Origin of the sequence: Rhodococcus sp. WMMA185, from assembly GCF_001767395.1 — a bacterium.
GTDB lineage: Bacteria > Actinomycetota > Actinomycetes > Mycobacteriales > Mycobacteriaceae > Rhodococcus_F.
In genome coordinates, this window is record NZ_CP017014.1 from 884,297 (window position 1) to 910,704 (window position 26,408).

Annotated in this window: 23 protein-coding genes, 2 pseudogenes and 1 riboswitch; of the genes and pseudogenes, 15 read left to right on the forward strand and 10 right to left on the reverse strand. The window is 64.0% G+C overall.

The features are described from left to right. Positions 1–46: 46 nt before the first annotated feature. The 3 genes from BFN03_RS03885 (at position 47) to BFN03_RS03895 (ending at position 2,399) form a co-directional block, all read left to right on the forward strand. Positions 47–421, forward strand: coding sequence for a VOC family protein (locus BFN03_RS03885; protein ID WP_070377904.1), 375 nt, complete (start codon positions 47–49; stop codon positions 419–421). Between the two features lie 42 nt (positions 422–463). Beyond that, entirely contained in the window at positions 464–1,249 is a 786-nt protein-coding gene (locus tag BFN03_RS03890; protein ID WP_070377905.1) for an alpha/beta fold hydrolase, read from the forward strand. A gap of 151 nt (positions 1,250–1,400) precedes the next feature. Further along, positions 1,401–2,399 carry a R2-like ligand-binding oxidase gene (locus BFN03_RS03895; protein WP_070377906.1) on the forward strand — a complete coding sequence of 333 codons (999 nt, stop codon included), beginning with the start codon at positions 1,401–1,403 and terminating at the stop codon, positions 2,397–2,399. A 16-nt stretch (positions 2,400–2,415) separates the two neighbouring features. Here the strand turns inward: BFN03_RS03895 and BFN03_RS03900 are convergent, their stop codons facing one another. Further along, positions 2,416–3,222, reverse strand: coding sequence for an alpha/beta hydrolase (locus BFN03_RS03900; RefSeq protein ID WP_070377907.1), 807 nt, complete (start codon positions 3,220–3,222; stop codon positions 2,416–2,418). A gap of 118 nt (positions 3,223–3,340) precedes the next feature. On the opposite strand from BFN03_RS03900, the gene BFN03_RS03905 reads away from it, so the two are divergent. After that, positions 3,341–3,850, forward strand: a complete 510-nt coding sequence (locus tag BFN03_RS03905) for a hypothetical protein (RefSeq protein WP_070380594.1) — start codon at positions 3,341–3,343, stop codon at positions 3,848–3,850. Positions 3,851–3,879: 29 nt separating this feature from the next. Further along, complete coding sequence (locus tag BFN03_RS03910; RefSeq protein WP_070377908.1) at positions 3,880–4,758, forward strand: sucrase ferredoxin; 879 nt, start codon at positions 3,880–3,882, stop codon at positions 4,756–4,758. A 10-nt stretch (positions 4,759–4,768) separates the two neighbouring features. Here BFN03_RS03910 and BFN03_RS03915 read toward each other — a convergent pair whose 3' ends face one another. Both BFN03_RS03915 and BFN03_RS03920 read right to left on the reverse strand, forming a co-directional pair. Beyond that, on the reverse strand, positions 4,769–6,775 hold the full coding sequence (locus BFN03_RS03915; RefSeq protein ID WP_070377909.1) for an SDR family oxidoreductase: 2,007 nt from the start codon (positions 6,773–6,775) through the stop codon (positions 4,769–4,771). Positions 6,776–6,808: 33 nt separating this feature from the next. Beyond that, a complete protein-coding gene (locus BFN03_RS03920) occupies positions 6,809–8,929 on the reverse strand; it encodes an MMPL family transporter (protein WP_070377910.1) in 2,121 nt (706 codons plus the stop codon). Between the two features lie 236 nt (positions 8,930–9,165). Between BFN03_RS03920 and BFN03_RS03925 the strand changes: the two genes are divergently transcribed. From BFN03_RS03925 to BFN03_RS03935, 3 genes are read left to right on the forward strand one after another with little or no spacing between them, the layout of a single operon-like run. After that, entirely contained in the window at positions 9,166–12,486 is a 3,321-nt protein-coding gene (locus BFN03_RS03925; RefSeq protein ID WP_070377911.1) for an error-prone DNA polymerase, read from the forward strand. 22 nt (positions 12,487–12,508) lie between these two features. After that, positions 12,509–13,402 carry a DUF4349 domain-containing protein gene (locus tag BFN03_RS03930; RefSeq protein ID WP_070377912.1) on the forward strand — a complete coding sequence of 298 codons (894 nt, stop codon included), beginning with the start codon at positions 12,509–12,511 and terminating at the stop codon, positions 13,400–13,402. Next, positions 13,399–13,707, forward strand: a complete 309-nt coding sequence (locus BFN03_RS03935) for a rhodanese-like domain-containing protein (protein ID WP_070377913.1) — start codon at positions 13,399–13,401, stop codon at positions 13,705–13,707. Before BFN03_RS03930 ends, BFN03_RS03935 begins: the two co-directional genes overlap by 4 nt. 43 nt (positions 13,708–13,750) lie before the next feature. Here BFN03_RS03935 and BFN03_RS03940 read toward each other — a convergent pair whose 3' ends face one another. Then, a complete protein-coding gene (locus BFN03_RS03940; RefSeq protein WP_070377914.1) occupies positions 13,751–14,809 on the reverse strand; it encodes a TDT family transporter in 1,059 nt (352 codons plus the stop codon). A gap of 90 nt (positions 14,810–14,899) precedes the next feature. Here BFN03_RS03940 and BFN03_RS03945 point away from each other — a divergent pair, with 90 nt between their 5' ends. Further along, the gene (locus BFN03_RS03945; RefSeq protein ID WP_070377915.1) at positions 14,900–15,823 is read left to right on the forward strand and encodes a LysR family transcriptional regulator; all 924 of its coding nucleotides are present in this window, start codon (positions 14,900–14,902) and stop codon (positions 15,821–15,823) included. 5 nt (positions 15,824–15,828) lie between these two features. On the opposite strand, the gene BFN03_RS03950 is transcribed toward BFN03_RS03945, so the two are convergent. From BFN03_RS03950 to BFN03_RS03960, 3 genes are all read right to left on the reverse strand, one after another. Then, positions 15,829–16,296: a tRNA (cytidine(34)-2'-O)-methyltransferase gene (locus BFN03_RS03950; protein WP_070377916.1), complete on the reverse strand. Its 468-nt coding sequence runs from the start codon at positions 16,294–16,296 to the stop codon at positions 15,829–15,831. 309 nt (positions 16,297–16,605) lie between these two features. Next, the gene (locus BFN03_RS03955; RefSeq protein ID WP_070377917.1) at positions 16,606–17,733 is read right to left on the reverse strand and encodes a hypothetical protein; all 1,128 of its coding nucleotides are present in this window, start codon (positions 17,731–17,733) and stop codon (positions 16,606–16,608) included. Positions 17,734–18,281: 548 nt separating this feature from the next. Then, positions 18,282–18,659, reverse strand: a complete 378-nt coding sequence (locus BFN03_RS03960; RefSeq protein WP_070377918.1) for a hypothetical protein — start codon at positions 18,657–18,659, stop codon at positions 18,282–18,284. 451 nt (positions 18,660–19,110) lie between these two features. Between BFN03_RS03960 and BFN03_RS03965 the strand changes: the two are divergent. Together BFN03_RS03965 and BFN03_RS20755 are read left to right on the forward strand one after the other, a co-directional pair. Continuing rightward, a pseudogene (locus tag BFN03_RS03965) lies at positions 19,111–19,395 on the forward strand (hypothetical protein); the annotation flags it as partial. Positions 19,396–19,429: 34 nt separating this feature from the next. Next, complete coding sequence (locus BFN03_RS20755) at positions 19,430–19,477, forward strand: hypothetical protein (protein ID WP_084385734.1); 48 nt, start codon at positions 19,430–19,432, stop codon at positions 19,475–19,477. Between the two features lie 140 nt (positions 19,478–19,617). Here the strand turns inward: BFN03_RS20755 and BFN03_RS03970 are convergent, their stop codons facing one another. Beyond that, complete coding sequence (locus BFN03_RS03970) at positions 19,618–19,926, reverse strand: hypothetical protein (RefSeq protein ID WP_070377920.1); 309 nt, start codon at positions 19,924–19,926, stop codon at positions 19,618–19,620. A gap of 302 nt (positions 19,927–20,228) precedes the next feature. Between BFN03_RS03970 and BFN03_RS03975 the strand changes: the two genes are divergently transcribed. Genes BFN03_RS03975 through BFN03_RS03985 form a run of 3 tightly spaced genes read left to right on the forward strand, consistent with a single transcriptional unit; the run spans position 20,229 to position 22,014 of the window. Beyond that, positions 20,229–20,834: a pentapeptide repeat-containing protein gene (locus tag BFN03_RS03975; protein WP_070377921.1), complete on the forward strand. Its 606-nt coding sequence runs from the start codon at positions 20,229–20,231 to the stop codon at positions 20,832–20,834. 33 nt (positions 20,835–20,867) lie between these two features. Next, positions 20,868–21,728 carry a bifunctional methylenetetrahydrofolate dehydrogenase/methenyltetrahydrofolate cyclohydrolase gene (locus BFN03_RS03980; protein WP_198163377.1) on the forward strand — a complete coding sequence of 287 codons (861 nt, stop codon included), beginning with the start codon at positions 20,868–20,870 and terminating at the stop codon, positions 21,726–21,728. Position 21,729: 1 nt separating this feature from the next. Then, positions 21,730–22,014, forward strand: a complete 285-nt coding sequence (locus BFN03_RS03985) for a DUF3017 domain-containing protein (RefSeq protein ID WP_070377923.1) — start codon at positions 21,730–21,732, stop codon at positions 22,012–22,014. Between the two features lie 32 nt (positions 22,015–22,046). Here BFN03_RS03985 and metX read toward each other — a convergent pair whose 3' ends face one another. Both metX and BFN03_RS03995 read right to left on the reverse strand, forming a co-directional pair. Continuing rightward, on the reverse strand, positions 22,047–23,171 hold the full coding sequence (gene metX, locus BFN03_RS03990) for a homoserine O-acetyltransferase MetX (protein WP_070377924.1): 1,125 nt from the start codon (positions 23,169–23,171) through the stop codon (positions 22,047–22,049). Then, positions 23,168–24,454: pseudogene (locus tag BFN03_RS03995) on the reverse strand (bifunctional o-acetylhomoserine/o-acetylserine sulfhydrylase); the annotation flags it as partial. The gene metX and the pseudogene BFN03_RS03995, both read right to left, overlap by 4 nt. A gap of 109 nt (positions 24,455–24,563) precedes the next feature. Further along, a riboswitch (SAM riboswitch) is annotated at positions 24,564–24,685 on the reverse strand. 417 nt (positions 24,686–25,102) lie between these two features. Here BFN03_RS03995 and BFN03_RS04000 point away from each other — a divergent pair. Further along, a complete protein-coding gene (locus BFN03_RS04000; RefSeq protein WP_070377926.1) occupies positions 25,103–26,326 on the forward strand; it encodes an NADP-dependent isocitrate dehydrogenase in 1,224 nt (407 codons plus the stop codon). Positions 26,327–26,408: the final 82 nt, after the last annotated feature.

The window sequence follows — 26,408 nt, forward strand, 5'->3', positions numbered from 1 at the left end:
CATCTGTGATTCCGAACCGTTCCCTATCTGGAAGGGGCCGCGCAAAATGATCTCTTTCAACCACACCATCGTCGCCGCCAAGGACAAACAGGAGTCGGCGAGGTTCTTGACCACCTTGTTCGGGCTGCCGGACGCCATGCCCTTCGGGCACTTCCTGGCCGTGGAGTTGTACAACGGAGTGTCTCTGGACTTCATGGACGCCGATGATTTCCCGTCGCAGCATTACGCTTTCCTCGTCGGTGAGGACGATTTCGATCGGATCTACGGACAAATCGTCGAGCGAGGTCTCGACCACTGGGCCGACCCACGGCAGACGCAGCCGGGAGCCATCAACACCAGAGATGGTGGACGCGGTGTCTATTTCCACGACCCGTCCGGTCACCTTCTGGAGATCATCACGCGACCCTACGGGGTGACCTGATAACTCATAGCCGGGTCGTCGTCGCCACTACTCTGGGATCTCGTGCACACGCGCAGGATCACTTCGACGCAAGCCGGCATCGACATCGCCTACTGGGACAGCTACGACCTTCCTTCATCGAATTCTGCTGACGTCCATCCCGTTCCCGTCGTCCTGGTGCACGGGATGGGCGGTGACGGCGGAACCTGGGATCGCTTCGCCCGAGCCCTCATCGGCAGTGGGCGACGTGTCATCGTCCTCGACTTGCGCGGGCACGGTCGCAGCGCACGGGCCGCGTCGTATCTGTTCGAGGATTTCGGTGCCGATCTCGTCGAGCTGTGTGACAACCTCGACATGGACCGGGTGGACTTCGTCGGCCACTCACTTGGTGGGCATGCGGCCTCTCTCGCCGCGCAGGCCCGACCCGCGCTGGTTCGGCGGATGGCGATCGAGGAGGCCCCGCTTCCTTTGCGCCCCGGGGATCCGGTGCAGATTTTCGCGCACAAGCTTCCGTCGCCCACTGAACTGTGGCACGCGACCACCAGTCTGATCCGGCACCCACGCGCCGCATTCGCTTTCGATCGTTCGATGACGGCCTCCGCGCTCGAGCAGTTCCGTCGTCCGAATCCGTTGTGGTGGAACAGGTTGTCACAGATTGAGGCCGAGACGCTGATCTTGCGCGGTGGTTCTGGCGGAATGGTCGATCCCCACAGGCTCGAGTCGGCGGTAGCGGCGATACCCAAGTGTCGTGTCGTGGTATTTCCCGGTGGACACAGCATTCACCGCGACCGTTACGACGACTTCGCAGGAGTAACGATTCCGTTCCTGATGGCGCCCGAATCACGCTGACAAAAGTCCGCAAATGTAAACCATGGCTCGTCGGACTGGACTAGCGTAGGTGGAAAGGCGGGGCTGGAAACATCATGGTTGCCGCCGCAGCATGAGCGCACTGAATGGCAGACGTTCGATGAGTGTCTGCACGTCGGAAAGAAGGCTCACGATGTCGACAATCATCCCCGGACGGCCCTACGCGCCAGGTAGGGAGGGGTTCAGTTCACTCCGGTCTGGCGGGCTCAACTGGGATGCCTTTCCGTTGCGACTGTTCGCGAAGGGCAATGCCAAGTTCTGGAACCCGACCGACCTCGATTTCAGCAAGGAAGCGGAGGACTGGGAGGGGCTCAACAGTGAGCAGCAGCGCAGCTCCACGTTTCTGTGCGCGCAGTTCATCGCCGGCGAGGAGGCCGTCACGGAGGATATTCAACCCTTCATGAAGGCCATGGCGGCCGAGGGACGGTTCGGCGACGAAATGTATCTGACCCAGTTCTGCTTCGAGGAAGCCAAGCACACCCAGGTGTTTCGGTTGTGGATGGATGCGGTCGGCCTGACGGACGACCTGCACCCGTTCGTCGCCGACAATCCGTACTACCGGCAACTGTTCTACGAGGAGCTGCCGGGATCGCTGGCCGTGCTCGAGACCGATCCCAGCCCGGCCAATCAGGTGCGGGCAAGCGTGACCTACAACCACGTCATCGAGGGAAGCCTCGCGCTCACCGGCTATTACGCATGGCAGAAGGTATGCACGACGCGGGGAATCATGCCCGGAATGCAGGAACTCGTCCGCAAGATCGGCGACGACGAACGACGTCACATGGCTTGGGGCACTTTCACGTGCCGCCGGCACGTGGCGGCCGACGACAGCAACTGGAATGTGGTCCAGGAGCGGATGGCGGAATTGATGCCGCTCGCGTTGGGCATGATCGACTGGGTCAACAACCAGTTCGAGGTTCAGCCGTACGGGCTCGACGAACAGGAGTTCCTCGACTACGCCGCAGACAGGGCGCAGCGCCGACTCTCGGCGATCGAGTCGGCGCGTGGACGTCCGATCCAGGAGATCGACCTCGACTACTCACCCGAGGCACTCGAAGAGCGCTTCGGCGAGGAGGATGCCAAAGCGCTGTCCGACGCCGTGGCCGCGAGTGAGGCCGAGGCACAGGACTGAAGGGCTCGTGGGTGCCTCACTCCACGACGGCGCCCACGTTCTTCTTCGCAAGCCACGACAAGATGTAGTCGGCGACCTCACGCCACCCGTGGTCGATGACCAGCGAGTGGCCTCGGTCGTCGAACACCTTGTACTCGTTGACCGTCGGCGCTTTCCGGTATCGGCGGAACGAGCTGCGTGAACTCGCCTCCGGCACGGCCCTGTCTTCGCCGCCACCCACGATGAGCAGGGGGCCGCGATCAGCGGAGACATCGACGGCGGTGGGGCTGTTCGGGAGGAAGTTGGCAGTGGCGGCTTCGAAGAGCGGCCTGCCGGGCGCCGGGATCACGTAGCGGTCGTAGAGCTCGTCGGATTCCTCCACAGGAAGGGCGTTGCCGAACATGCTGTGGAACGAGTTCTTCGTATGAATGTGAGTGCCACGGTAGTTCGAGATTCTCGACACAATGGGAAGAACCCCCAGCAGTTGCGGGAGCGGCAGGCGGAGCACCCCTTTCATCTGCGCAGGATCGATCGCGATCGCGGCAGCAGCGAGCTTGCGCCCCAGCAGTTTCTGTGCGACGAGACCCCCGAACGAGTGGCCGATGACTACTGGCACGGCGCCCAGTTCCGCAATCACTCCCGCAAAATGTTCGGTAACCTCCTCGACCCCGCAGCCACCGATCGGGCCGGGGTTCGCACGAGTTTCGGCGACGGTGGGCCCGTCTCCCGGCCAGCCGGGGTTGTGCGGCTCGTAGCCCTTCTCGCGGAAGAGCTCGACCCACGGGTCCCAGCTGCTGCCGTGCAGCCACAGCCCGTGAATGAAGACGACGGGAATGTTCGGCATGGTTCGGTTCTCCGCTTCTTTCGAATCTGCTGGGCCTCGAGGAAATCATCGTCGCCCACCGGTGATGCGTCCAGGAGAAGTACCCGGCATCGAGGCCGGAGAGTGGCAGGATCAGCTCATGACCCTCACCCCGCTCGATCGAAAGCTCATCGCCTGGTCTGCGACTTTCGTGATCTCGCAGGTCAACATCGCCCGGTTGTTGGGTCCGGTGGCACCCCGGGTCGGCGAGATCCAGACCGCCCGCTCGGCCCGCTCCTACCGGGCGATCCTGGACGGGATGTCCGACGCCGAGTTGGCCCGCTACCGCAGCCACTACTACCCGGACTTCGTGCACCCCGCGATCTACGCCGTGGCGTTGCGTACGGGCGCGAGGCGCCTGGCCGAACTGACCCCGCTGTCGCCTACGACGCAGACGGTGCTGGCGGTGGCGCCGGTGATCTCCGCGGCAGGGGACTACGTGGAGAACGTCGTGGGTCTGCATCTGCTCTCGCATCGAGATCACATCACCGATGCGACGGTGCGCGCCACCACGGCGGTCAGCGTGACCAAATGGGTGCTCGCGCTCGGCGCGCTCGGCTACCTCTCCCAGGGATTCGTGCGGGTCTGGGCGAAAAAGCTGCGGGGATGACAGATCGTCGAGGCTGACACAATGGTCTGATGACCGACCCCATCCCCGCCACCTGCTCCGCCTTGTCTGCGCGGGACGAGCCATTGGCAGGCACCGCCGTGCATGTGAGAGGTTGGGTGTGCCTGGAGTTTCCGGGCGCGTGGGGGCGCGATGTGCTCGACGGCACTGCACTCGAGCCCGGTCTCGCCCAAGAGCTCGACGCCCGCGCCACCGCTGCAGGGGTGCGGATCATGTTCATTCGCAGACCGGGTCGCAACACGGCAGCCCCGCAGCGGCGGCAGGTGCTGTTGGCGCAGTCGCACCCGGAGCGGTCCTGGTGTGAGCGGCTCGAGATCGGTACTCCGGCCGACCTCCTCGATCTGGACTTCAGCCTGGTTGCCGGCGCCCCGCCTGGTCTCGGCGACCCGGTGGCGGAGCCCATCGTCCTGGTGTGCGCGCATGGGAAAAGGGATCAGTGCTGCGCCGTGGTGGGGCGCCCGGTCGCCGCCGAACTGGCTGCCGAGTTCGGCGACGCGGTGTGGGAGTGCTCGCACACGGGAGGGCATCGCTTCGCGCCCTCGATGATTCTTCTGCCGACCGGCTACACCTACGGTCGGTTGTCTGCGCAGCAGAGCCTCGACGTGGTGCGCGCCGCGGTTCGGGGTGAGGTACCCAGGACCGGCCTCCGGGGCCGTAGCTCATGGGACACGAAGGGCCAGGTCGCCGAGCTCGCCGTCCGGGAGCTGATCGATGCAGCCCCGAACGCGCTGACAGTCGAGCCGAATTCTGTTGTCGCCCACAGGGACGGGCGTCGCTGGGCTGTCGATGTGGAAGAGCGAGAATTGTCGCCTCGGCCGACGAGTTGCGCGGCAGCACCGAAGCCGGTTCGTCCGGTCGTTGCCACCAGTGTCCGCGCGCTGGCGCCTTGAACCGGCGTGATCACCAGTGGGCGCCGGGCACCAGCCTTCCGATCTGGCGTGCGGCACGACCCAACACGGACGGCTTGTCATCGTGGTGCATGCCTGCCGGCTCGTCGGCGTGCTCCTCGAAGCGTGGCGGAGTCGGTGTGGCTTCACCCTTCGCCGCCTGCGAATCCGGGAACCTGCGATAGACCTGATGCATCAAGCGGTCCTTGGTGGCGGGGGTGAAGAGTTGGCCGAACTCGCCGAGGGTGCCGACCGGAACATCGATTCGCTTGGGCCGTTCGATCAGCGCCCGGACGACCATCGCCGCCGCCCTTTCCGGTGACATGCTGGGGCTGTCGTTGTAATGGCTCGTCGGCTGGATCATCGGTGTCTTGACCAACGGCATATGGATGGTGGTGAATGTGATTCCATCCGAAAGTGTTTCGGCGGCGGCAACGTCGGTGAAGCCGTCGAGTGCCGCTTTGCTCGCGATGTAGGCCGAGAATCGGGGTGACGCGAACTGCACGCCGGCGCTGCTGACATTGACTATGTGGCCGAATCGCCGTTCCCGCATCTGCGGCAGGAACGCGAGGACGAGTCGCACCGCGCCGAAGTAGTTGACGGCCATCGTGCGCTCGAAGTCGTGGAGTCGGTCCGTCGAGCGGTAGAGGCCGCGCCGGATCGATCGTCCGGCATTGTTGACCAGCATGTCGATGTGATCGTGTTCGGCGAGAATGGTCTCGACGGTGCGCTTCACGGCCGCATCGTCGGTGATGTCGCAGGGATAGCCGAAGGCCTCACCGCCCTCCTCGCGGATCTCGGCCACCACTGCTTGCAGTTCCTCAGCGCGCCGGGCGAGGAGGATCACCCTTGCGCCTTCACCAGCTGTCGCGATCGCGGCGCTCCGCCCGATGCCGGACGAGGCGCCCGTGATGACGACGTGCCTATGCATGAGAGGGCCGTCGGGGTGCGGACGACGCGCGCGGTCCGGATCGAGGTGCTCGGTCCAGTACGTCCACAGCTTGTCGGTGTAGGACGCGAAGTCTGGAACCTGGATGCCCGTGCCACGCAATGCGTCCTGGGTGTCGTCGCTTGCGAACACCGCGGGCATGCTCGAGTTCTCGGCGAGAACCGGTGGAATCTTCAGCCCCCGAAGTGCCAGCTTCCGGCCGGTGTCGAGGACGGAGTTCGCTGCCGGTGTGAGGAAGGGGCGGACGAGTCCTCCGGGCAGGCTGGCCGCGGGGTGGGGGGCGCCGGCGGCCTTGGCGAGCGCGCCGTAGATCTCCCGGACCGGTTGAGGACGCGGATTGACGAGATGGAAGGTGTGACCGTCCCGCTGCGGCGCCGCCATCAACTCCACGATGGCCGCCGCCACGTAGTCGACCGGAACCAGGTTGACCGACCCGATCCGGGGGACGGCCACCGGCAGCGATTCCGGGAGTTTCGCGAGTGCCGCGATCGCGGGAAACAGGAAGTACAGTCCGTCGATCTTGTCCATCTCTCCCGTGACCGAACTGCCGACCACCATGGAGGGGCGGTAGATGCGCCAGCGCAGTCCTTCTGCCTCGCGCACCAGCTTCTCCGCTTCGAACTTGGTGCGGTGATACGCAGTGGGAAAGCCCTGGCCGAGGTCGAGATCTCGTTCGGTGAACCGGCCGGCGTAGTCTCCCGCGACGGCGATGGATGAGACGTGATGCAAGGTGGCGTCCAGTTGCCGCGCCAGAGCAATCACCGAACGGGTGCCCTCGACATTCGTGGCAGCCTGCTCGTCGCCGACCGTGAGGTCGTAGATCGCTCCGAGGTGCAGCACGTGGTCGGCGGCGGGCGCCGTCGTGATCCCGAGGCCTGGTTCGGTGAGATCGCCGATCAGGGAGTGCACCCGGTCGCCGCCGGGCATGGCGTCGACGAGAGTCTGCAGTCGTGCGGCGGATGCGGGGCGGACGAGGACGTGGATCTCGGCGGAGGCGTCACGGTCGAGGATCCGGGGCAGCACGTGGCGACCCAGGAACCCGGTTCCGCCGGTAACGAGATATGTGGCCATCCTCTAATCTTTACTCCAAAGTAAGATAATTCACTAATGGCCGAGGCCAACCTTGTCGTGAAGCTTCTTCATCCAGGTCGGAGCCCACCAGTTGACCTCGCCCATCAGTTTCACCAGGGACGGCACGAGCAGCATGCGGATCACCGTCGCGTCGACGATGAGCGCAACGATCATGCCTACACCCAGGAACCTCATGATCGACAGGCCGGAGATCGTGAACGCTCCGGTCACCACGACGAGGAGCAGAGCGGCCGCGGTCACGATCCGTCCCGTGCGCTGGGCGGCGAAGCGCACCGATTCCTCGGTGGTTGCACCCGCAGCGTGCGCCTCGACCATGCGGGACATGAGAAACACCTCGTAGTCGGTCGACAGCCCGAAGACGACGGCGAGGATGAGGACCACGAATGTCGCTTCGAGTGGTGCCGTGCTGACGCCCAGCAAACTTGCGCCGTGCCCGAGTTCGAAGATCCAGGTGAGCACACCGAATGTCGCGGCGAGGCTCAGACCCGCCATCGCCACGGCCTTGATCGGCAAGACCACCGAACCGAACGCCAGGAACAGCAGGATCAGGGTGGAGCTGACCATGATCGTGACCATGACGGGAAGCCATCTGACGATCGCGGCGTTGCCGTCGTCGACGGTCGCCTGGCCACCGCCTACCAGGATCTCGGTGCTGCTCGGTGCGGGAATGGCGCGGAGGTCGCGAACAGCGGCGCTCTGGTCGTCCGTGGTGACACCTTCGGAGTAGACCGCCTGCACCGCGACCAGTTGGTTGTTCGACCCCACGACGACGGCTTCACCGATTCCGTTCACCTGTCGGGCGGCCTGCGCGACGGCCGCCCCGTCGGACGCGGTCGGTGCAACACCGTCGATGCCGCGCACGATGAGCGTGGCGCCGTTGCCGGTGGTGGGGAACTCGGTCGCCAACGTGTCGGTGGCAATGCGGGCTGGATCGTTTGCGGGTAGCGCCGTGTAGGTGACGCTGCCGAGCGAGGCGCTGAGCAGGGGGGAGGCAAAAAGCAGCAGCCCCGCAACTATCCCCACCGCTATCGCGGCCGGACGTCGCATCACCGACGTCACCACCGATCCCCAGAACTTGCGTGCCCGCAATTCCCCGCGCAATGCCGCCCCCTCTCGCCAGCTCAGCGCATTGATCCGGTGGCCGAGAATCGCGAGCAATGCTGGGACTGCGGACAGCGACAGCAGAACCGCACTCGCGACTGCGGCGATAGCGCCGAAACCAAGGGATTTGATCACGTCCTGCGGGAACACGAGCATTCCGGAGAAGGCGCACACGAGAAGTAGCCCGGAAAACAGGATGGTGCGGCCAGCCGTGTTGATCGTGCGCCGGGTCGCCTCGGCGGGATCGGAACCGGATTCGAGTTCTTCGCGGAAGCGTCCGACGATGAACAGCCCGTAGTCGATGGCGAGCCCGAGACCGAGAAGGGAGGCCACATTGATGGCGAATGAACTGACCTCGGTGAACAGGGTCAGCAGCCGCAGGGTGGCCAGGGCGCTGAAGATCGAGAGCAGCCCGACGAACACCGGAACGGCCGCCGCGACCAGCCCGCCGAAGATGAAGATCAGCAGTACGAGAGTGATGGGTAGCGCGATCGCCTCCGCCAGTATGAGATCGTGCTGCAACCGGTTGTTGAACGCCACGCCGACGACCGAGTTGCCGGCGAATTCCGTGTCGATACCGTCTATTTCGAGTTTGGGCAGCAGATCGTTGAAGTTGGCCGGGGTGATTCCGGCGTCGGGATCGACGGTGATGGCAGCAGTGGCCTTGGTGCCGTCCTTCGACACCATCAGTTGTTTCGTCGCCGGCGGGGCGGTCCAGTAGGACGTGATCGAAAACGTCGGGACGTCGGCGGCGAACTGGTCGAGGCTTGCGGTGACCTGTGGCCCGATGTCTTCGAGGGTCTCGCCGGCGGGTGCGGAGTAGATGACGATGATGTCCGGTGTCTGCGGGCCCAGATTGTCCTCGACTATTCGGGCCACCTCGGCAGATTCGCTACCGGGATCGATGAAACCGCCCGAGCTGAGCTTCGCAAAGACGCCCGTGCCCCACGCACCGCTGACCAGGACGATCATCACGGCGAGGGCCAGGACCCAACGCTTGCGCGAGACAACGGTCGAGGCCCAGCGAGTCATGCGGCATCTCCGGATCGGGTTCGTCGGTGGCTATTGCGACTGCCGACTGTAGCGCCGGTCTTCGGTGCGGTAGTTGCCCGAGTGCGCAGACCTGCAGCGGAAGCGCCGAATGGACGCTGCAGAAGTGCGCACCCGAAACCGGCATTGACCGACCCCTGGGCGGAATGACACACTGAAATATATCGAACATACGTTCGACAATTGCGTCTTTTCCCGGGACGAAGGGATGCAGTCATATGAGCTGGGGAAATGGTCCGCCGACGTGGTCCGAGATGGAGAGGGTCCTCTCGGGCAGGCCGGGGCGTGTCAGCCCGGAATCGCTGTATCCGGGCGACGGCAGCGACAGCCCCGCGTGGTCACGTAAGCGCGGGGAGTATCGGCCAGGCAATCAGGAGCGTGGCAGTTCCGCGGTGCCGTACGCCGAACTGCACGCACATTCGGCGTTCAGTTTCCTCGACGGAGCCTCGCCACCGGAGGAGTTGGTGGAGGAGGCTGTCCGGCTCGGCCTCGAGGCTATTGCGCTCACCGATCACGACGGGTTCTACGGTGTGGTCCGGTTCGCGGAAGCGGCGAAGGAACTGGGCATGCGCACCGTATTCGGTTCCGAACTGACCTTGGAGGACGGGCACCTGTTGGTGTTGGCCCGGGGCCAGGAAGGGTATCGACGGCTTTCCCGGGAGATCGCGGCGGCGCATCTCGCGGGTGGGGAGAAGGGCAAGCTTCGCTATGACGTCGACCAGCTCGCCGAGGCTGCGGGAGGGCACTGGCAGATCCTGACCGGCTGCCGGATGGGACATGTACGTCAGGCGCTGGCCGAGGGCGGCCCGGAAGCCGCGGCCGGCCGGTTGCGTGAGTTGATCGACCGATTCGGGGCCGATCGGGTCACGGTCGAACTGACCTGTCACGGCATCCCGGAAGACGCAGAGCGCAACGCTTTCCTCGCCGAACTCGCGCACCGGCACGGACTTCGGACCGTAGCTTCCACTGCGGCGCATTTCTCCGATCCTGCGCGCCGGCGACTGGCTATGGCGATGGCTGCCGTTCGCGCGCGAGAGAGCCTCGACGACGCGGCCGGTCATCTTCCGCCGGCAGGCGGAGAGCACCTCAGGTCGGGTGAGGAGATGGCACATCTTTTCGCCGCGTACCCGGAAGCCGTCCGTGGTGCGGCGGAGATCGGGCTCGAGTGTGCGTTCGACCTGCGGCTCATCGCGCCGCAGCTACCACCGTTCGACGTCCCAGCCGGGCACACCGAGGCCAGTTGGCTGCGTCAGCTCACGATGGACGGTGCCCGCCACCGGTACGGTGCGCCGGCAGACCGGCCGGAAGCTTACCGGCAGCTCGAGCACGAGCTGAGCATCATCACCGAGCTCGATTTCCCGGGCTACTTCCTGGTGGTCCATGACATCGTGTCGTTCTGCAAGAACAACGACATCCTTTGTCAGGGAAGAGGTTCCGCCGCCAATTCTGCCGTCTGCTATGCCATCGGCATTACCAACGTGGATCCCGTGCGCAACAAACTTCTGTTCGAACGCTTCCTCTCGCCCGAGCGTGACGGTCCACCGGACATCGATGTCGACATCGAATCGGATCGCCGGGAAGAGGCCATCCAGCACGTCTACGCCAAGTACGGACGCCGGTATGCGGCCCAGGTGGCGAACGTCATCACCTATCGCGGAAGGTCGTCGGTGCGGGACATGGCCCGGGCACTGGGATTTTCCCAGGGCCAGCAGGATGCGTGGAGCAAGCAGGTCAGCCGTTGGGGCAACAGCCTGGCGAGCGCAGCGACGGGGGGTGTCGACACTGCGAGCGAAGCGACGGGGGGTGTCAACACTGCGAGCGCAGCGACGGACTCCGATATTCCGCCAGCTGTCCTCGAACTGGCGTCCCAGATCGAGGGGTATCCGCGGCATCTCGGCATTCATTCCGGGGGCATGGTGATCTGCGACCGGCCCATCTCCGATGTGTGCCCGGTGGAGTGGGCGCGCATGGAGAATCGCAGCGTGCTGCAGTGGGACAAGGACGACTGCGCGGCAGTGGGGCTGGTGAAGTTCGACATGCTGGGCCTCGGCATGCTCTCGGCCCTGCATTACATGATCGACCTGGTGGCCGAACACAAAGGGATTGTGGTGGATCTGGCGCAGTTGGACCTGTCGGAGGAGGCCGTCTACGAGATGCTGCAGCGGGCGGATTCGGTCGGGGTTTTTCAGGTGGAGTCGCGGGCGCAGATGGCCACTCTACCGAGGTTGAAACCACGAAACTTCTACGATCTGGTGGTGGAGGTGGCGCTCATCCGGCCCGGTCCGATCCAGGGTGGTTCGGTGCACCCCTACATCCGCCGTCGCAACAAGCTCGAGCCCGTGACCTACGACCATCCGTCACTGGAGAAGGCGTTGAAGCGGACGCTGGGTGTGCCGCTGTTCCAGGAGCAATTGATGCAAATGGCGGTCGATGTCGCGGGTTTCAGCCCCGCCGAGGCCGACCGACTCCGCCGCGCCATGGGCTCCAAGCGTTCACCCGAGAAGATGGAACAGTTGAAGGGACGGCTCTATCAGGGCATGCGCGATCTGCACGGTATCGGTGGAGAAGTGGCCGACCGGATCTACGAGAAGCTGTACGCCTTCGCGAACTTCGGTTTCCCCGAAAGTCATTCGCAGAGTTTCGCGGCGCTGGTGTTCTATTCCTCGTGGTTCAAGCTGCACCATCCGGCGGCGTTCTGTGCCGGACTGCTTCGGGCGCAACCGATGGGGTTCTATTCACCGCAGTCGCTGGTGGCCGACGCCCGCAGGCACGGAGTGCGGGTCCACGGCGCCGACATCAACGCCAGTCTCCCGTATGCCACCGTCGAGGCCGATGGATCGGAGGTACGTCTCGGGCTGGGGGAAGTGCGGCACATCGGTACCTCGCTGGCCGAGCGGATCGTCGAATCCCGTGCCGAAGGGGGGCCGTTCACGTCATTCCTCGATCTCACCGGAAGGGTGGAACTGTCTACGGCACAAGCGGAATCGTTGGCTACCGCAGGGGCCCTCGACAGTTTCGGGATCTCGCGTCGGGAGGCACTGTGGGCAGCGGGTGCCGCGGCGGGGGAGCGCCGCGACCGGTTGCCGGGCATCGGCGCATCCACCCGCGCGCCGACCCTGCCGGGGATGAGTGATCTCGAACTGGCCGCGGCAGACGTGTGGGCCACAGGAGTCTCGCCGGATACCTATCCAACTGAATTTCTGCGCCCGCAACTCGATGCGCTCGGAGTGGTTCCGGCAGCGGGATTGCTGGAGGTGCCCGACGGAGACCGGGTCCTCGTGGGTGGAGCGGTGACGCACCGGCAGCGGCCGGCAACGGCAGCCGGCGTCACATTCATCAACCTCGAGGACGAGACCGGGATGGTCAACGTGGTGTGCTCGGTGGGTCTGTGGGCCCGGTACCGCAAACTCGCCGGCACGGCGCCGGCATTGCTGGTTCGCGGCGTGGTGCAGAACGCGGAGGGTGCTGTGACGGTGGTGGCGGATCGATTGCAGTTGATGGATTTGCGGGTGTCCGCGAAATCCCGGGACTTCCGGTGAGATCGCGCCCTAACATTCGGGCATGAAAAGACACGTCCTGTCGGTGGTCACGATTGCTTCGCTATTTCTCGCCGGGTGCGGCGGTTCCGGCAGCGACTCCCTCGAAGAAGCTCCGGTGCCGACTCCGGAGGGTTCGGTTTCGGTGGGGATCGGTGTGCCACAGCAACCATCCGCGAAAGATCAGGCGCCCACCGAACGTAGGGAGACGGTCACGGGCCAGGTCTCGATGACTGCGGGCGACCCGGTGGCCGTCGGTCGTCAGATCGTCGACGAGGTCGACTCGCTCGGTGGGCGGGTCGATCAGATCACCGAACAACCGGGCTCCGATGATCAGGATGCGAGCAGTTCCCTGACCATCCGGGTGCCCGCCGATGCGCTCGACCGGGCGCTGGACGATCTGAGGGAACTGGGCGAGGTCACCAGCATCAGCGTTACCAGGAGTGACGTCACGATGCAGTCGCAGGATCTCGACGCACGGATCGCCGCGCTCACCGCATCCGTCTCGCGGCTGCAGGAACTCATTGCGTCGGCGACGAGCACGGCGGACTTGATCGAGGCGGAAAATGCGCTGTCGGATCGTCAGGGTGAACTCGACAGCCTCACCGCTCAGCAGCGACTACTCGACGAACAGGTTGCACTGGCCACACTGTGGATCGACGTCACCACCGAGGAGTCCGATCGACCCGGTGCCAGTCCCGACAACTTCTGGGAGGGTGTGGTTGCGGGCTGGAACTCCGTGCTGTCCGCGATACAGGGTGGCATCGTCGTCGTGGGAGTGCTGATTCCCTGGCTCGGCTTCGCGATAGTCATCGTATTACTGGTCTACGGCGCGTACCGTCTCCGCCGGAAGTCCAAGAAGGCACCCAGCCCGGCTGCGGGCCAGGCGCCGGAACGAGATGAGGCTGAAGAGGAATGATCGAGGTCGACCTGACTACCTTCGAGAGGGCGCTGGGTTCGGGAGCCCACGTCATCGATGTGCGCGAGGCCGACGAGTACGAACAGGTGAGGGTGCCGGGCGTCACCCCGATTCCCCTCAGCGAATTCGTCGAGCGGGTCGACGAGATTCCGGACGCCGAGACCGTCTATGTGATCTGTGCGGTGGGCGGTCGGAGTCTGCAGGTGGCGAGGTACCTGCATGCGCGGGGCATCAACGCCGTGTCGGTCGCCGGGGGGACGTCCGCGTGGTCGCAGTCCGGACGTCCCGTCGAGACCGGAGTCTGAGGAGCTGTGGTCTGGGAAGCTGGGGGCTGAGAAGGCCGACCTCTTACGCACTGTCAGCTATTCGTCCTGTGTGAGTGGACCGGAATACCTCCCAGGAGAACCTGTCCGCCATCAGTCGAGCGCCGTGCCGCAGCGTGTGAAATGTCACCGTTCCCCAAATCAGGAGCAGCGCACACCAGAGAATCACCCCCACCTCGACGATCATGGCCGAACCCAGGGCAACCCCAAGGGAGTTCGCCCCCAGCGCGCATGTGCCGACGGGAAAAGTGAAGCTCCACCAGGTGGGGGTGAAACTCAATCCCCGCAAGAATGCTCGGGCGGTCACCGCGACGACGGTCATCAGAGCGATCACGCCGAATGCTCCGATCGCGATCCCGTAGACCGCTCCGAACGTGTGAAGCCAATCCAGCCCGGAGGCCGCACCGAGCAGGTTGGTCGCCGCCACGGACTGTCCGATCACCCCGAGCGGGATCCACACGGTGGGGATGAGTGGGGTAGCTGGAAGCCCGTTGCTCAGAAGATGCCCGCCGACGACGACGGCGACGCTCAGGGCTGCGATCAGGGCGAGCGCGAACAGTGCGTAGCAGATCACAAGCATCGCAACCTTGGGCGCGCCTTGAGGAAGCTGCCGAACGAGTGCGGCGCCGCCGGCGGCGGAAACCATGGGCGGTACGACAGGCAGGAGCCAGGACGGAGTCGGAGCCACCTGATGCGGGCGTGTCAGCCGCCGCACCATGACGAAATAGGTAGCCAGTCCGATGACCGTGCCGATGGTCCACAAGACGGCCGAGGTGCCGACGGCGGCACTTCCGAGAAGTGCACGCCCCGCCGAGCCCGCGCCGGCGCCGACCGTGAGCACGGCCATCGACACCGCACCGTAGAACGGAAACATCGCGTGGCTGCGCACATCTCCGAGCGCGTCTTCGCGGCGGCGGGCCCAGTGGCGTGCCAGCGCGGCCGTCAGCCCGATAAGCAATGCGACCGCGATCAGCCAGAAGAGCTCCGACGCGATCCGGGCCATGAAGATCTCGGCGGGCAACGCTGCTGCGACGACCGCGATGATGCCCGTTCCCATCACTGTTGCGAACCAATTAGGAGTCATGCGCACGAGACTTCCGGGGGATCGTTGCCCCCGGTAGAAGTCTTGTGGTTGGGTGCCCACATATTGCGGTTGTGGGACTAGCCTTGCGGTGTGCCGCTCTCTCCCCGAGTCCCCGAACTCAGCGCCCTGGACGTCCTGCTCTCCGTCGAACGACTGGGAAGCATGGGTGCGGCCGGGCGCGAACACGGTCTCAGTCAGCAGGCGGTGAGCGCGCGCGTGCGCTCGGCCGAGCGTCAGTTCGGCATCAAGGTGTTCAACAGGGGAACCGGTGGGGTGCGGCCCACGTCGGAGGGCGCACTCATCCTCGAGTGGGCGAGCCACGTCCTCGCGACCGCGGAGGAGTTGGCATCGGGAGTCGCAGCCTTGCGCGGTGAGCGGCAGGCCGGGCTGACCGTGGCGGCCAGCATGACGATCGCTGAGTACCTCGTCCCTAGTTGGACCGTCGCCATGCGGCGCAAGTACCCGAACGTAGTGACGAATGTGCGTCTGCTCAATTCGTCCGAGGTGATCAGCCGTGTGTTGTCCGGTGATTCGGATCTCGGTTTCGTCGAGGGCCCAGACATTCCGACGGGGCTACAGTCGCGCGAAATCGGCCGCGATCACCTGGTCGTGGTGGTCCCGCCGGGGCATGAATGGGCTCGCCGGTCGCCGATTCCCCTGTCAGAACTCGCCGCGACGCCGATGATCCAGCGGGAGTCCGGTTCCGGGACACGCACCACGCTCGAGAATGCGGTGCCGCACTGCGTCCCACCATTGCTGGAGTTGACGTCCTGTACGGCGGTGAAGGCTGCGGTGGTGGCGGGCAATGCCCCCGCGGTGCTGTCGTCGCTGGCGGTGTCCGCCGATCTGACGGACGGCCGGCTCGCCTCGGTCGAGGTGGAGGGACTGACGCTTCCCCGTCGCCTGTTGGCTGTGTGGGATCCGGTGCGCGGGGTGCGCGGCGCGGCGCGTGACTTCCTCGACATCGCGCTCGGTGCCGCGTCGCAAAAATCATCGGCGGCGGTTCCCAGCTGAGCTTACTACCCCTCGGCTCCGGGGAATCCGTGTTGACGCCACGCCTCGTAGGTCACCAGTGCCGCGGCGTTGGACAGGTTCAGCGAGCGGCGACCCGGCAGCATCGGGATGCGTAGTCGCTCGGTCACGTGGGGATCGGCCAGCACCTCCTCGGACAAACCCGTGGGTTCGGGCCCGAAGAGCAGTACGTCACCGGATTCGTAGGCGATGTCGGCGTATGACACGGTGGCGTGCGCCGTGAACGCGAATACCCGGGCCGGTTCGAGTGCCGCCCACGCCGCCTCGAGGTTGTCGTGCACCGTTACCGACGCCAGATCGTGGTAGTCCAGCCCGGCACGCCTGAGTTTCGGCTCGGACAGGTCGAAGCCGAGTGGGCCCACCAGATGCAGTTCGCAACCGGAGCCTGCAACCAAGCGGATGGCATTGCCGGTGTTGGGTGGGATTCGGGGCTCGTGGAACATCACCTTGAACACAACGAACTCTAACAAGCCCGGCATGGCAGCACTGCTGGAGAACGGCCTTGCCCTTGGCTGGCGTAACCACGGCTCGAAACGCCGGGGACAGATCCAAAGGCTCATGAGAGCCTTGCATCCCCCGTGATGGGCAGGAAGGCTTGGTGGGAGGAGGCGATGGCCGATTGAATGACACCCGACATGTGGGTGGGAGTCGCGGAGGCGGCTCCAAGCGTCGTTCCCTACTTGGCAGAAATCGCGGAACACGCGACATGTTGTGCACGACATTCATGAAACGGATGTCCAATATCTGACAGCAGGCTAGGAATCTCAGCTCCCGCCGATGGGTAAGCGCGCTTTGGGGTTGTCAATCACCTCGATTGACGTGCAATAAGCCTGACCTTCGCCTTCTTCAATGAAGTGGGTGGTCGACAATTCAACCCTGGATATCGTTGTGCGGCTATTCAGTGCAGCGAGTATGCCCTCGTGGAGGTAAGCCAGCGATTCACCCCTGCCGCTAGCGGTAATAGCCGAGATGTCGACGGAAACAATCGCCGGATAGCGCCCGGAAAATTGGGAAGCAGCTGACTTTATAGATCGAATTATGCTTTTGACACGGTCCTGACGTACCTCGCACCCCACGTTGAGGTTGATGAATCGACCAAGGGTTCCATTCTGATCGACAGCGATAGCTTCCGTAGACCTAAGATCAAACTCGGTATCACCTCTAGGGAGTGCGAGTGCCGTAGGTCCGCTGCCCGCAGGAAGGATCCTAAAATTGGCCGTGAACAGGCTATCGGAAGTTTCGCTGAACTGGGACGGTTGAGGTCGGCCCAAGCCTTCCCGGGCAGTCGCCACGATACGGTCGATGAATTCGCGGCGTGGCTCAATGTGAAATATTGCGTCGAGAAGTAGAGCTGAATGGGTTACGCGTTCGGGAAATGCAGCGCGTAGCTTCCGACTGAGAATTCGATACAACTCGAATCGATTCTTGTCTTGCTGGCTAGCCCTACTTTTGTGTTTGCATTCAACTTCCAAGCAATCATCTATCAGTAGATCTGGCGTCTGAACACTGGCCTCTGGGATGAAAAGTACTCGCCGCCCTGATTGCACATACTCGGCAGCCACGCGAATCTCGTGTATGGCGCTCGAGACTCGATCTGGATCGTCCAGCCGCAGATCGTCAATACGAGTCTCCAGGTTTTGCGTGCCCGCATCTCGAAGAGCCTGGATATTGAACATTAGTTCGCCGATCTGCAACAGCTGCTGCGAACGGGATAGCCCTTCAGGCGGGGTGTTCCTGTACTGTTCTAGCCACAAGGCGATAGCGTGCGTATCCCTATGAGGACGGGCTGAGTGCGCGGCCAGCCAGTCGGCGCCCATCAAGTCGGTCAGCTCGTTCGCCTGTGCGATGTAATCCTCCGTCGTATACGTCCGTACTCCAGGCTGGCTCGACATGATCGCACGATAGAACAAGATGCCGACATTCAGCAGCCCGAACCGCGCCTCCGAGGGATCTGAGCGGTAAATGTCGTGGGTGTCGGGTTCGAACGGGCGGCGGTAGCCCCGCCCTCGGCGGTCGAGACTTCGGCGAAGGGATCGCCCGAGACCCGGGCTACGCCGTCGATAAGCTCCCGGATGAACTTGACGGGACCTGAAGTGGCCCCAAGTTCGACCCGCTCGGGGTACGCGCTTTCTGTTCACAGCTGATGGTGAATCCGTTTGTGGGCGTGGCTATGCTGTGTGAACGGTGCATGACGGGTTCTCTCCGTTGTGAGCCCAGGCTTTCGGACGGTGTTCGTACCACCGCCGGGGGCTGTTCAGGTTTTGTGGAGGCTGCTGTCCGACTCGTGGAACATCACTCGGAACACCGGCGGGACAGTACGCTGCGGAGTCGGCTCCACTTCCCTGAGAACGCTTGAGTCTTAGAGAGGCCGAGAGTTCGGGATTGCATGACGAAGGCCCCACCAATTGGCGAGGCCTTCGTCGGATCAGTTGCCGAAGATTCAGTTCTCGGAGCTCAGGCTGCCCGTGCCCGTGCTCGAGCCGGAGTCATCAGCGGAGCCGCTGGAGTCGGACGCTGAGCCGTCATCGGAGTCGTCATCGGCATCACCGGTGCCGTCATCGGTGGAGCCGAGGGAGTCGCCGATGGAGCCGACGGACCCGGTGGAGTCTTCTGTGGAGCCGGTGCCCAGGCTGCCGAAGTCGACGCCGCCGTTCATGACGTCAGCGACCAGCTCACCGAATTCCATGCTGCCCGCGATCAGATCCTCGACGGGGACGGGATTGGCCGTGGGTTCTGCGCTGGCCGGCGCCGCGACGGCCAGCCCGAGGAGCGGGGAGACGGCGAATGCGATTGCGGCGGTGCGAACTGACTTCTTCATGGCCCTCTTTCGTCTCGAGTTGATCGCACGAAATGGCGAACAGGCATTTGCAGCCCAAGAGTGCGAGTGACAGAGAACACTAACACCAGGGAAGGTGATTACGATTCAATTACTGTCGGCCCGTGTCGCACTTCACTTGCGGCATGCCGTGTGTCGGTTCGGAAATGTGATCCCTCGACAGGGCTCGACGGAGGCGGCGCAAGATGCAGAGGCGCGCGATTATCCGCGATAATCGACGATATTGCCGGACGGGTCCGCGATCTCTCGGCTCCATCTTTCGAGGCGGATCATGGGTGTACGCACCCAACGGAAGGTGCATCTTCACCAGAGCATCGCTGTGGCACAGTGTGTTCGGGCACTGCAGCTTCCTCGGCTGGGAATTCGATGATTGCCGACGGCGCCCAACGGCCTTCGCCGGCGTCGTTGGGTGCGTACGCGGCGGCCCATGGACTCGATCCGCCGCGATCTGCCGGGCGACATCACGCGGGAGAAGTTCGATGCCACCATCGACGAACTCAATGCGAACGAGGTGCCGATCGCGGGGGCCCACGTGGTCGTCATCGGTCGTGGTGTCACGGTTGGCCGGCCAATCGGCCTGCTTTTCACGCGGCGTAGTGAGAACGCGACGGTTACGTTGTGTCACAACGGAACTCGGGATCTCGCCGCGGAGTTTCGGCGTGCAGACATCGTGATCGCGGCCGCTGGAGTCCCGGGGCTGGTGACCGCCGACATGGTGGCGTAGGGGAGCGTTCGTATTCGGCGCCGCAACGCTGCTGGCGGCAGTCTTCCGCTTGATGATGCAGTCCGAACGTGGCTAGCGGTGTCGATCGACCCGCTCGGAACCGGCTAGCGACAATCCGGAGCCGAACTGTTGGCAATACTCTGAGGATGGATTTCTGATTGAACGAGCGAAGGCCCCGCCGTTAGCGGGGCCGGCATCGGGTCAGCTGCCCAAAGTTCACTCGCTGGAACCGAGGCTGCCCGTGCTCGAGCCGGAGCCTGAGCCCTCATCGGTGGACCCGAGGGAGCCGACGGAGCCGGTGGACTCTTTGGTGGAGCCGGTGCCCAGGCTGCCGAAGTCCACGCCGGCATTCCCGACGCCAACCATGAGGTTACCGAGTTCCAAGCTGCCCGTGACTAGATCCGCGATCGGGACGGGCTCGCCCGAGTCGTATGTGGTTTCTGCACTAGCCGGCGCCGCGAGGGCCAGCCCGATGAGTGGAGAGACGGCTAATGCAATTGCTGCGGTGCGAACGGACTTCTTCATGGCTTTCTTTCGTTTCGAGTTGGTCGCACGAGCTGGCGACCAGGTGTTGTTCAGCCCAAAGGAGCGGATGGCAGAAAATGATAACAAAACAATAACGTTAGGGGAAGACAATTACTGTCGGTTGTGGTGGACGGGTCACATTTCTCTCACGCCATGCTCCGCGTTGAATCTGCCTTTAATTTTCCTTTAATTCGCCTGTGCTCCTCGACGCAAGCGGCCGCAAAATCTCGAGGCACACAATGGTCGACGATGCTGGGTCGGTGATCTCTTGGCGTGCACCTTTCGAGGCGGATAATGGGCATATGAACCCGGTGGAAGATGTCGTGGGTGAGGACTACGCCGACGCATGCCTCCCTTCGCAGGTCTGGCAGCGGCGGCGTTACATGAAGTGCAACTTCCGCGATGCCGATCTGAGCGAACTCCGCACCGAGTCGGTGGTCTTCGCGGAGTGTGACTTCACCGGCGCCGACCTCAGCGGGTCACATCACGCGGGAACTGCGTTTCGATCGTGTAGTTTCGCCCGAGCATCGCTGTGGCACAGTGTGTTCCGGCGCTGCAGCTTTCTCGGCTCGGAATTCGACGACTGCCGGATGCGGCCAGCTACCTTCGATGAGTGCGATTTCGCGCTCGCGTCGCTCGGCGGGTCGGACCTGCGCGGACTCGACTTCACCGACTGCCGGTTCCGCGAGGTCAACCTCGTACGCGCGGATTTGAGTGGGGCGGTGCTGCGCTCGGTGGATCTGTTCGGCGCCCGCACCGGTGGCGCCAATCTCGACGGGGCGGATCTGCGTGGAGCCCACGTCGATGCCAACCTCTGGACGGTTGCGTCGCTGAACAAGGCCCGGATCGAATTGACCCAGGCCATCGCGTATGCGGCGGCCCATGGACTCGTGGTGGAACCGACCTGACGCATGTCCGGCGAACCTGAGAGAATGGGGCACGTGACTGCAACGATCCTCGATGGCAAGGCGACCCGCGACGAGATATTCGAAGACCTGTCGGTACGGGTGTCTGCGCTGAAGGCCAAGGGCATCACGCCCGGGCTCGGTACCGTTCTGGTGGGCGATGACCCAGGGTCTTCCGCCTACGTGCGCGGCAAGCACAACGACTGCACCAAGGTCGGGATCACCTCGATCCGCCGCGATCTGCCTGGCGACATCACGCAGGAGAAACTCGATGCCACCATCGACGAACTCAATGCGAACCCTGAATGCACCGGCTACATCGTGCAGTTGCCCCTGCCGAAACAACTCGACGAGAATGCGGCCCTCGAGCGCATCGACCCCGGCAAGGACGCGGATGGTCTGCACCCGGTCAACCTAGGCAGGCTCGTGCTCGGCAAGCAGGCTCCGCTGCCGTGCACTCCCCGCGGAATCCTGCACTTGCTCCGCCGCTACGAGGTGCCGATCGCGGGGGCCCACGTGGTCGTCATCGGTCGTGGTGTCACTGTTGGCCGACCAATCGGCCTGCTGTTCACGCGGCGTAGTGAGAACGCCACGGTTACGCTGTGCCACACCGGAACTCGGGATCTCGCCGCAGAGGTTCGGCGTGCGGACATCGTGATCGCGGCCGCCGGGGTCCCCGGCCTGGTGACTGCTGACATGATCAAGCCTGGTGCGGCGGTGCTCGATGTCGGTGTGAGCCGCACCGAGGAGGGGCTGCGCGGAGACATCGCGGCGGATGTCGCCGAGGTTGCGGGCTTCCTGTCGCCGAACCCCGGCGGTGTCGGCCCGCTCACCCGTGCCTTCCTGCTCACCAACATCGTGGAGAGAGCCGAGCGTGTCGCAGCGTCTCTCGGCTGAGATGACAGGCTGGGGAGGGTTCTTGAAGAGGAACCTTCCGATGCTGGCGGTCCTCGCCGTGATCGTCGTGGCCGTGGTGTTCGTACTGGCTGACCGGTGGCGCAGGGGAGCGTTCGTGTTCGGCGCCGCCACGCTGCTGGCGGCAGTCTTCCGCTTGATGATGCCGTCCGAACGTGTCGGACTGCTGGCGGTGCGCAGCAAGCCCTTCGACGTCGGTGCGCTCACCGCGGTCGGCGGCGCAATCGTCTGGCTAGCGGTCTCGATCGACCCGCTCGGAACCGGATAGGGGTCCGAGCGGGTCGCACGACCCCTCTGCCCTCAGCGCCCCGACCGGGCGAGATCCATCGTCTCGACGAGCAGTTTCGCCACTGCTTCGGCTTCGGTGAGGAATCCGTCGTGGCCGTCCTTGGACTCGAGCACCCGCAGCCCATCACAGGTCGGGAGGTCGTTCGCCAAAGCCTCCAACGAGCGAATCGGGTACAGGCGGTCCGAGTCGATGCCTCCCACGACCACCGGCGCGGTCACCGTGGCGAGTGCCGCCGCTACTCCACCGCGCCCACGGCCCACGTCGTGCCGGTTCATCGCTTCGGTGAGAAGCACGTACGTGGCCGGGTCGAACCTGCCTACGAGCTTGTCGGCCTGATGCTGGAGGTAGCTCTCAACGGCGTACCGTCCGCCGAGTCGCGGATCCTCACCGTCCTGGGCCGAATTGGCGAATCGGGAATCGAGTTCGCCTTCGGTGCGGTAGGTGAGATGCGCGATACGGCGGGCGATCCCCAACCCGGTCCGGGGGATTCTGCCGGTGCCGTAGTAGTTTCCGCCCTGCCAGTCGGGGTCGCTGATGATGGCCTCGATCTGGGTGGACTGTGTCCCGATCTGATCGGCGGTCGAGCGTGCGCCGACTGCAAGGACGAGAGCAGAGGCGACCTGGTCGGGATAGCTGACCGCCCACTCGAGGGCGCGCATGCCGCCCATCGAGCCACCCATGACCGACGCCAACTTCTCGATACCGAGAAGATCGGTGAGCTTCTTCTCCGCGGCGACCTGATCCCGTATGGAGATCTCCGGGAAACGTCCGCCCCATGGCTGGCCGTCCTCGGCGAGCGAGCCTGGCCCGGTGGAGCCGCGGCAACCTCCGAGAACGTTGGTGGCGACTACACACCATTCGTTCGTGTCGATCGGTGCTCCCGGGCCCACCATGCCGTTCCACCATCCGGGTGAAGGGTGGTCTTCGTTGGCAGGTCCGGTCACGTGGGAATCGCCGGTAAGGGCATGCTCGACCAGTACTAGGTTGTCCCGGTTCGGCGACAACACGCCCCACCGCTGCACCGCGAGGGTGACGGACGGGATGACCGCACCGCTCTCCAGTTCTAGGGAGCCGATGTCGACATAGCCGAGACGGCCTTCCACGGCTGGCAGGATCTGCAATTCACCAACTGTCAAGATGTCACCGCCTTCAGTCCTGTCTCGAGGTCGGCGAGGATGTCATCGATTCCCTCGATGCCGACCGCGAGGCGCACGAGGCCGGGAGTCACGCCGCTGGCCAGCTGCTCCTCCGGGGTGAGCTGCGCGTGAGTGGTTGATGCGGGGTGGATCACCAGTGAGCGCACGTCGCCGATATTCGCGACGTGACTGTGCAGGGTGAGTGCGTTGACGAATTGCTTGCCCGCTTCGACACCGCCGGCGAGTTCGAAGGTGACGACTGCCCCGGCGCCGTGCGGGGCGAGCTTCTTCGCGCGCTCGTACCACGGCGACGACGGCAGCCCCGCATACCCGACGGACACCACTTCGGGGCGGGCTTCGAGGAACTCGGCGACCGCGGTCGCGTTCGCGACATGCCGCTCCATCCGCAGGCTCAGTGTCTCGATGCCCTGCGCGATGAGGAAGGCGTTGAACGGGGAGATCGCGGAGCCGAGATCGCGGAGCAACTGGACCCGGGCCTTGAGTGCGTAGGCCGGTGCACCGAGTTCGGCGAAGACGACGCCGTGGTAGCTCGGGTCGGGGGTGGTGAAGCCGGTGTGGCGGCCCTGGGTCCAGTCGAAGGTGCCGCCATCGACGATCACGCCCGCGATGGCGGTGCCGTGGCCGCCGAGGTATTTGGTGGCCGAGTGGACCACGATGTCCGCACCGTGCTCGAGGGGGCGGATCAGATAGGGGGTGGCTACCGTGTTGTCGACGATCAGCGGGATCCCGTTGTCATGGCCGACCTCAGAGATACCGGAAATGTCGAGGACGTCGTTGCGGGGGTTGGAGATGGTCTCACCGTAAAACGCCTTGGTGTTCGGACGGATGGCCTCGCGCCACTGTTCGAGGTCGTCGGGGTCCTCGACGAACGAGACCTCGATGCCCAGTTTCGGCAGCGTGTAATGGAAGAGGTTGTACGTCCCGCCGTACAGCCGGGGGCTGGACACGATGTGGTCGCCGGCTTCGGTGAGATTGAGGATCGCGAGAGTTTCCGCGGCCTGCCCCGATGCGAGTAGCAGCGCGGCGACGCCACCTTCGAGGGCGGCGATGCGTTGCTCGACGGCGTCTTGGGTGGGGTTCATGATGCGGGTGTAGATGTTGCCAGGCTCGGCCAGCCCGAACAGCGCCGCGGCGTGGTCGGTGCTGTCGAAGGTGTACGCGGTGGTCTGGTAGATCGGTAGTGCCCGCGCCTTGGTGGTGGCGTCGGACGTCTGCCCGGCGTGGATCTGCTTGGTCTCGAACGACCAGTTCTCTGTCATGTGATGTTCACTCCAGTGTTTCGACGAGGCGCGATGAAGGGCTGAATTCCTTTGCGCACAGGGCGTGGCTGATTCATCAACGACAACAACACATCATGAACCCCCGATGTCGGACCTGCGCTTGTTACCCGAATGTCTATATGGATCAGGAAACCCGGTCATCACCCGGGGCACCCCACCGCGGTGGAGGGTTGCCGACCAGCTAGCCGGGGCTTTGCGCTGGTACTCATGACCTTGCGGCCATCTTAGCCTGCTACGGCGGGATGATACGAAACGGCACCGGCATCTCACGGGGAAACAGGGATCTCGCGAGGAGTTCAGCGCAGAAAGAGGGCGGCTGATCAGGAAGGGCTCTCGCTGATCCTGAAATTGTGCAATTCGTCTCGTTCTCCGCAGCCTCGTTCTCCGCGGGGGTGTGGCGGCCCAGGTTCGAGCCCAGGTTCCTGAACGCATCACGGGCGAACCGGTGTGGACCACGGGCGCTTGTCGTGACCTTCACGCAAAGCAGTACGCTTGTCTTGTTTGGGTGTGGTCTCCCCGAGATCGCACCAACCGTCTACGTTTGATAAGCGAACCGTTCGCGGACTCACTCACGAAGTGTGCCCGCAACCGTGTAACCAGGAAAACTTCCTAGGAGGACGCGAAGCACCCATGTCCAAAATCAAGGTTGAGGGTACCGTCGTCGAACTCGACGGCGACGAGATGACGCGCATCATCTGGCAGTTCATCAAGGACAAATTGATTCACCCGTACTTGGACGTAAATCTCGAGTACTACGACCTCGGGGTCGAGTACCGGGACCAGACCGACGACCAGGTGACCGTCGATGCCGCCAATGCCATCAAGAAGCACGGCGTCGGTGTGAAGTGCGCGACCATCACTCCGGACGAGGCACGCGTCGAGGAATTCGGCCTCAAGAAGATGTGGCGGTCTCCCAACGGCACCATCCGTAACATTCTCGGTGGCACGATCTTCCGTGCACCGATCATCATCTCCAACGTTCCGCGACTGGTTCCGGGGTGGACCAAGCCGATCATCATCGGCCGCCATGCCTTCGGTGACCAGTACCGCGCCACCGACTTCAAGGTTCCCGGCCCCGGCAAGGTGATGATCACCTACACACCCGAGGACGGCAGCGAGCCGATCGAGCACGAACTGGTGAACTTCCCCGAGAAGGGTGGAGTCGTTCAGGGCATGTACAACTTCACGAAGTCCATCGAGGACTTCGCCCGTGCGTCTCTCAACTACGGCTTGCAGCAGAACTACCCGGTCTACCTGTCGACGAAGAACACCATCCTCAAGGCGTATGACGGTGCCTTCAAGGACATCTTCCAGCGGATCTACGAGACCGAGTTCAAACCGGAGTTCGATGCGGCCGGCCTCACCTACGAGCACCGCCTCATCGATGACATGGTTGCGGCGGCGCTCAAGTGGGAGGGCGGCTACGTCTGGGCCTGCAAGAACTACGACGGCGACGTGCAGTCCGACACCGTGGCACAGGGCTTCGGCTCGCTCGGTTTGATGACCTCCGTACTGCTGACCCCGGACGGAAAGACCTGTGAGGCCGAGGCTGCTCACGGGACCGTGACCCGCCACTACCGTCAGCACCAGCAGGGCAAGCCGACGTCCACGAACCCCATCGCATCGATCTTCGCGTGGACGCGGGGCCTCGAGCACCGCGGCAAGCTGGACAACACACCCGAGGTCATCGGCTTCGCTCAGAAACTCGAAGACGTGGTCATCAAGACCGTCGAGGGCGGCCAGATGACGAAGGACCTCGCAATGCTGGTCGGGGGTGACCAGGGCTACCTGACCACCGAGGAGTTCCTGGCCGCACTGGACATCAACCTGCAGAAGGCCATCGCTGAGCAGTAGGTCGCATAGCACTGCAAGCGGTAGCGACACGAACGGGACGTTCCACCTAGTCGAACGTCCCGTTTCGTATGTCGGCGCCGGT

What these genes read in the sequence shown, in the direction of transcription:
- BFN03_RS03885 (WP_070377904.1), top strand. Translation starts at nt 47, where the DNA reads ATGATCTCTTTCAACCACACCATCGTCGCCGCCAAGGACAAACAGGAG.
- BFN03_RS03895 (WP_070377906.1), top strand. Translation starts at nt 1,401, where the DNA reads ATGTCGACAATCATCCCCGGACGGCCCTACGCGCCAGGTAGGGAGGGG.
- BFN03_RS03900 (WP_070377907.1), bottom strand. Translation starts at nt 3,222, where the DNA reads ATGCCGAACATTCCCGTCGTCTTCATTCACGGGCTGTGGCTGCACGGC.
- BFN03_RS03905 (WP_070380594.1), top strand. Translation starts at nt 3,341, where the DNA reads ATGACCCTCACCCCGCTCGATCGAAAGCTCATCGCCTGGTCTGCGACT.
- BFN03_RS03910 (WP_070377908.1), top strand. Translation starts at nt 3,880, where the DNA reads ATGACCGACCCCATCCCCGCCACCTGCTCCGCCTTGTCTGCGCGGGAC.
- BFN03_RS03915 (WP_070377909.1), bottom strand. Translation starts at nt 6,775, where the DNA reads ATGGCCACATATCTCGTTACCGGCGGAACCGGGTTCCTGGGTCGCCAC.
- BFN03_RS03920 (WP_070377910.1), bottom strand. Translation starts at nt 8,929, where the DNA reads ATGACTCGCTGGGCCTCGACCGTTGTCTCGCGCAAGCGTTGGGTCCTG.
- BFN03_RS03925 (WP_070377911.1), top strand. Translation starts at nt 9,166, where the DNA reads ATGAGCTGGGGAAATGGTCCGCCGACGTGGTCCGAGATGGAGAGGGTC.
- BFN03_RS03930 (WP_070377912.1), top strand. Translation starts at nt 12,509, where the DNA reads ATGAAAAGACACGTCCTGTCGGTGGTCACGATTGCTTCGCTATTTCTC.
- BFN03_RS03935 (WP_070377913.1), top strand. Translation starts at nt 13,399, where the DNA reads ATGATCGAGGTCGACCTGACTACCTTCGAGAGGGCGCTGGGTTCGGGA.
- BFN03_RS03940 (WP_070377914.1), bottom strand. Translation starts at nt 14,809, where the DNA reads ATGACTCCTAATTGGTTCGCAACAGTGATGGGAACGGGCATCATCGCG.
- BFN03_RS03955 (WP_070377917.1), bottom strand. Translation starts at nt 17,733, where the DNA reads ATGTCGAGCCAGCCTGGAGTACGGACGTATACGACGGAGGATTACATC.
- BFN03_RS03960 (WP_070377918.1), bottom strand. Translation starts at nt 18,659, where the DNA reads ATGAAGAAGTCAGTTCGCACCGCCGCAATCGCATTCGCCGTCTCCCCG.
- BFN03_RS03970 (WP_070377920.1), bottom strand. Translation starts at nt 19,926, where the DNA reads ATGAAGAAGTCCGTTCGCACCGCAGCAATTGCATTAGCCGTCTCTCCA.
- BFN03_RS03975 (WP_070377921.1), top strand. Translation starts at nt 20,229, where the DNA reads ATGAACCCGGTGGAAGATGTCGTGGGTGAGGACTACGCCGACGCATGC.
- BFN03_RS03985 (WP_070377923.1), top strand. Translation starts at nt 21,730, where the DNA reads ATGACAGGCTGGGGAGGGTTCTTGAAGAGGAACCTTCCGATGCTGGCG.
- BFN03_RS04000 (WP_070377926.1), top strand. Translation starts at nt 25,103, where the DNA reads ATGTCCAAAATCAAGGTTGAGGGTACCGTCGTCGAACTCGACGGCGAC.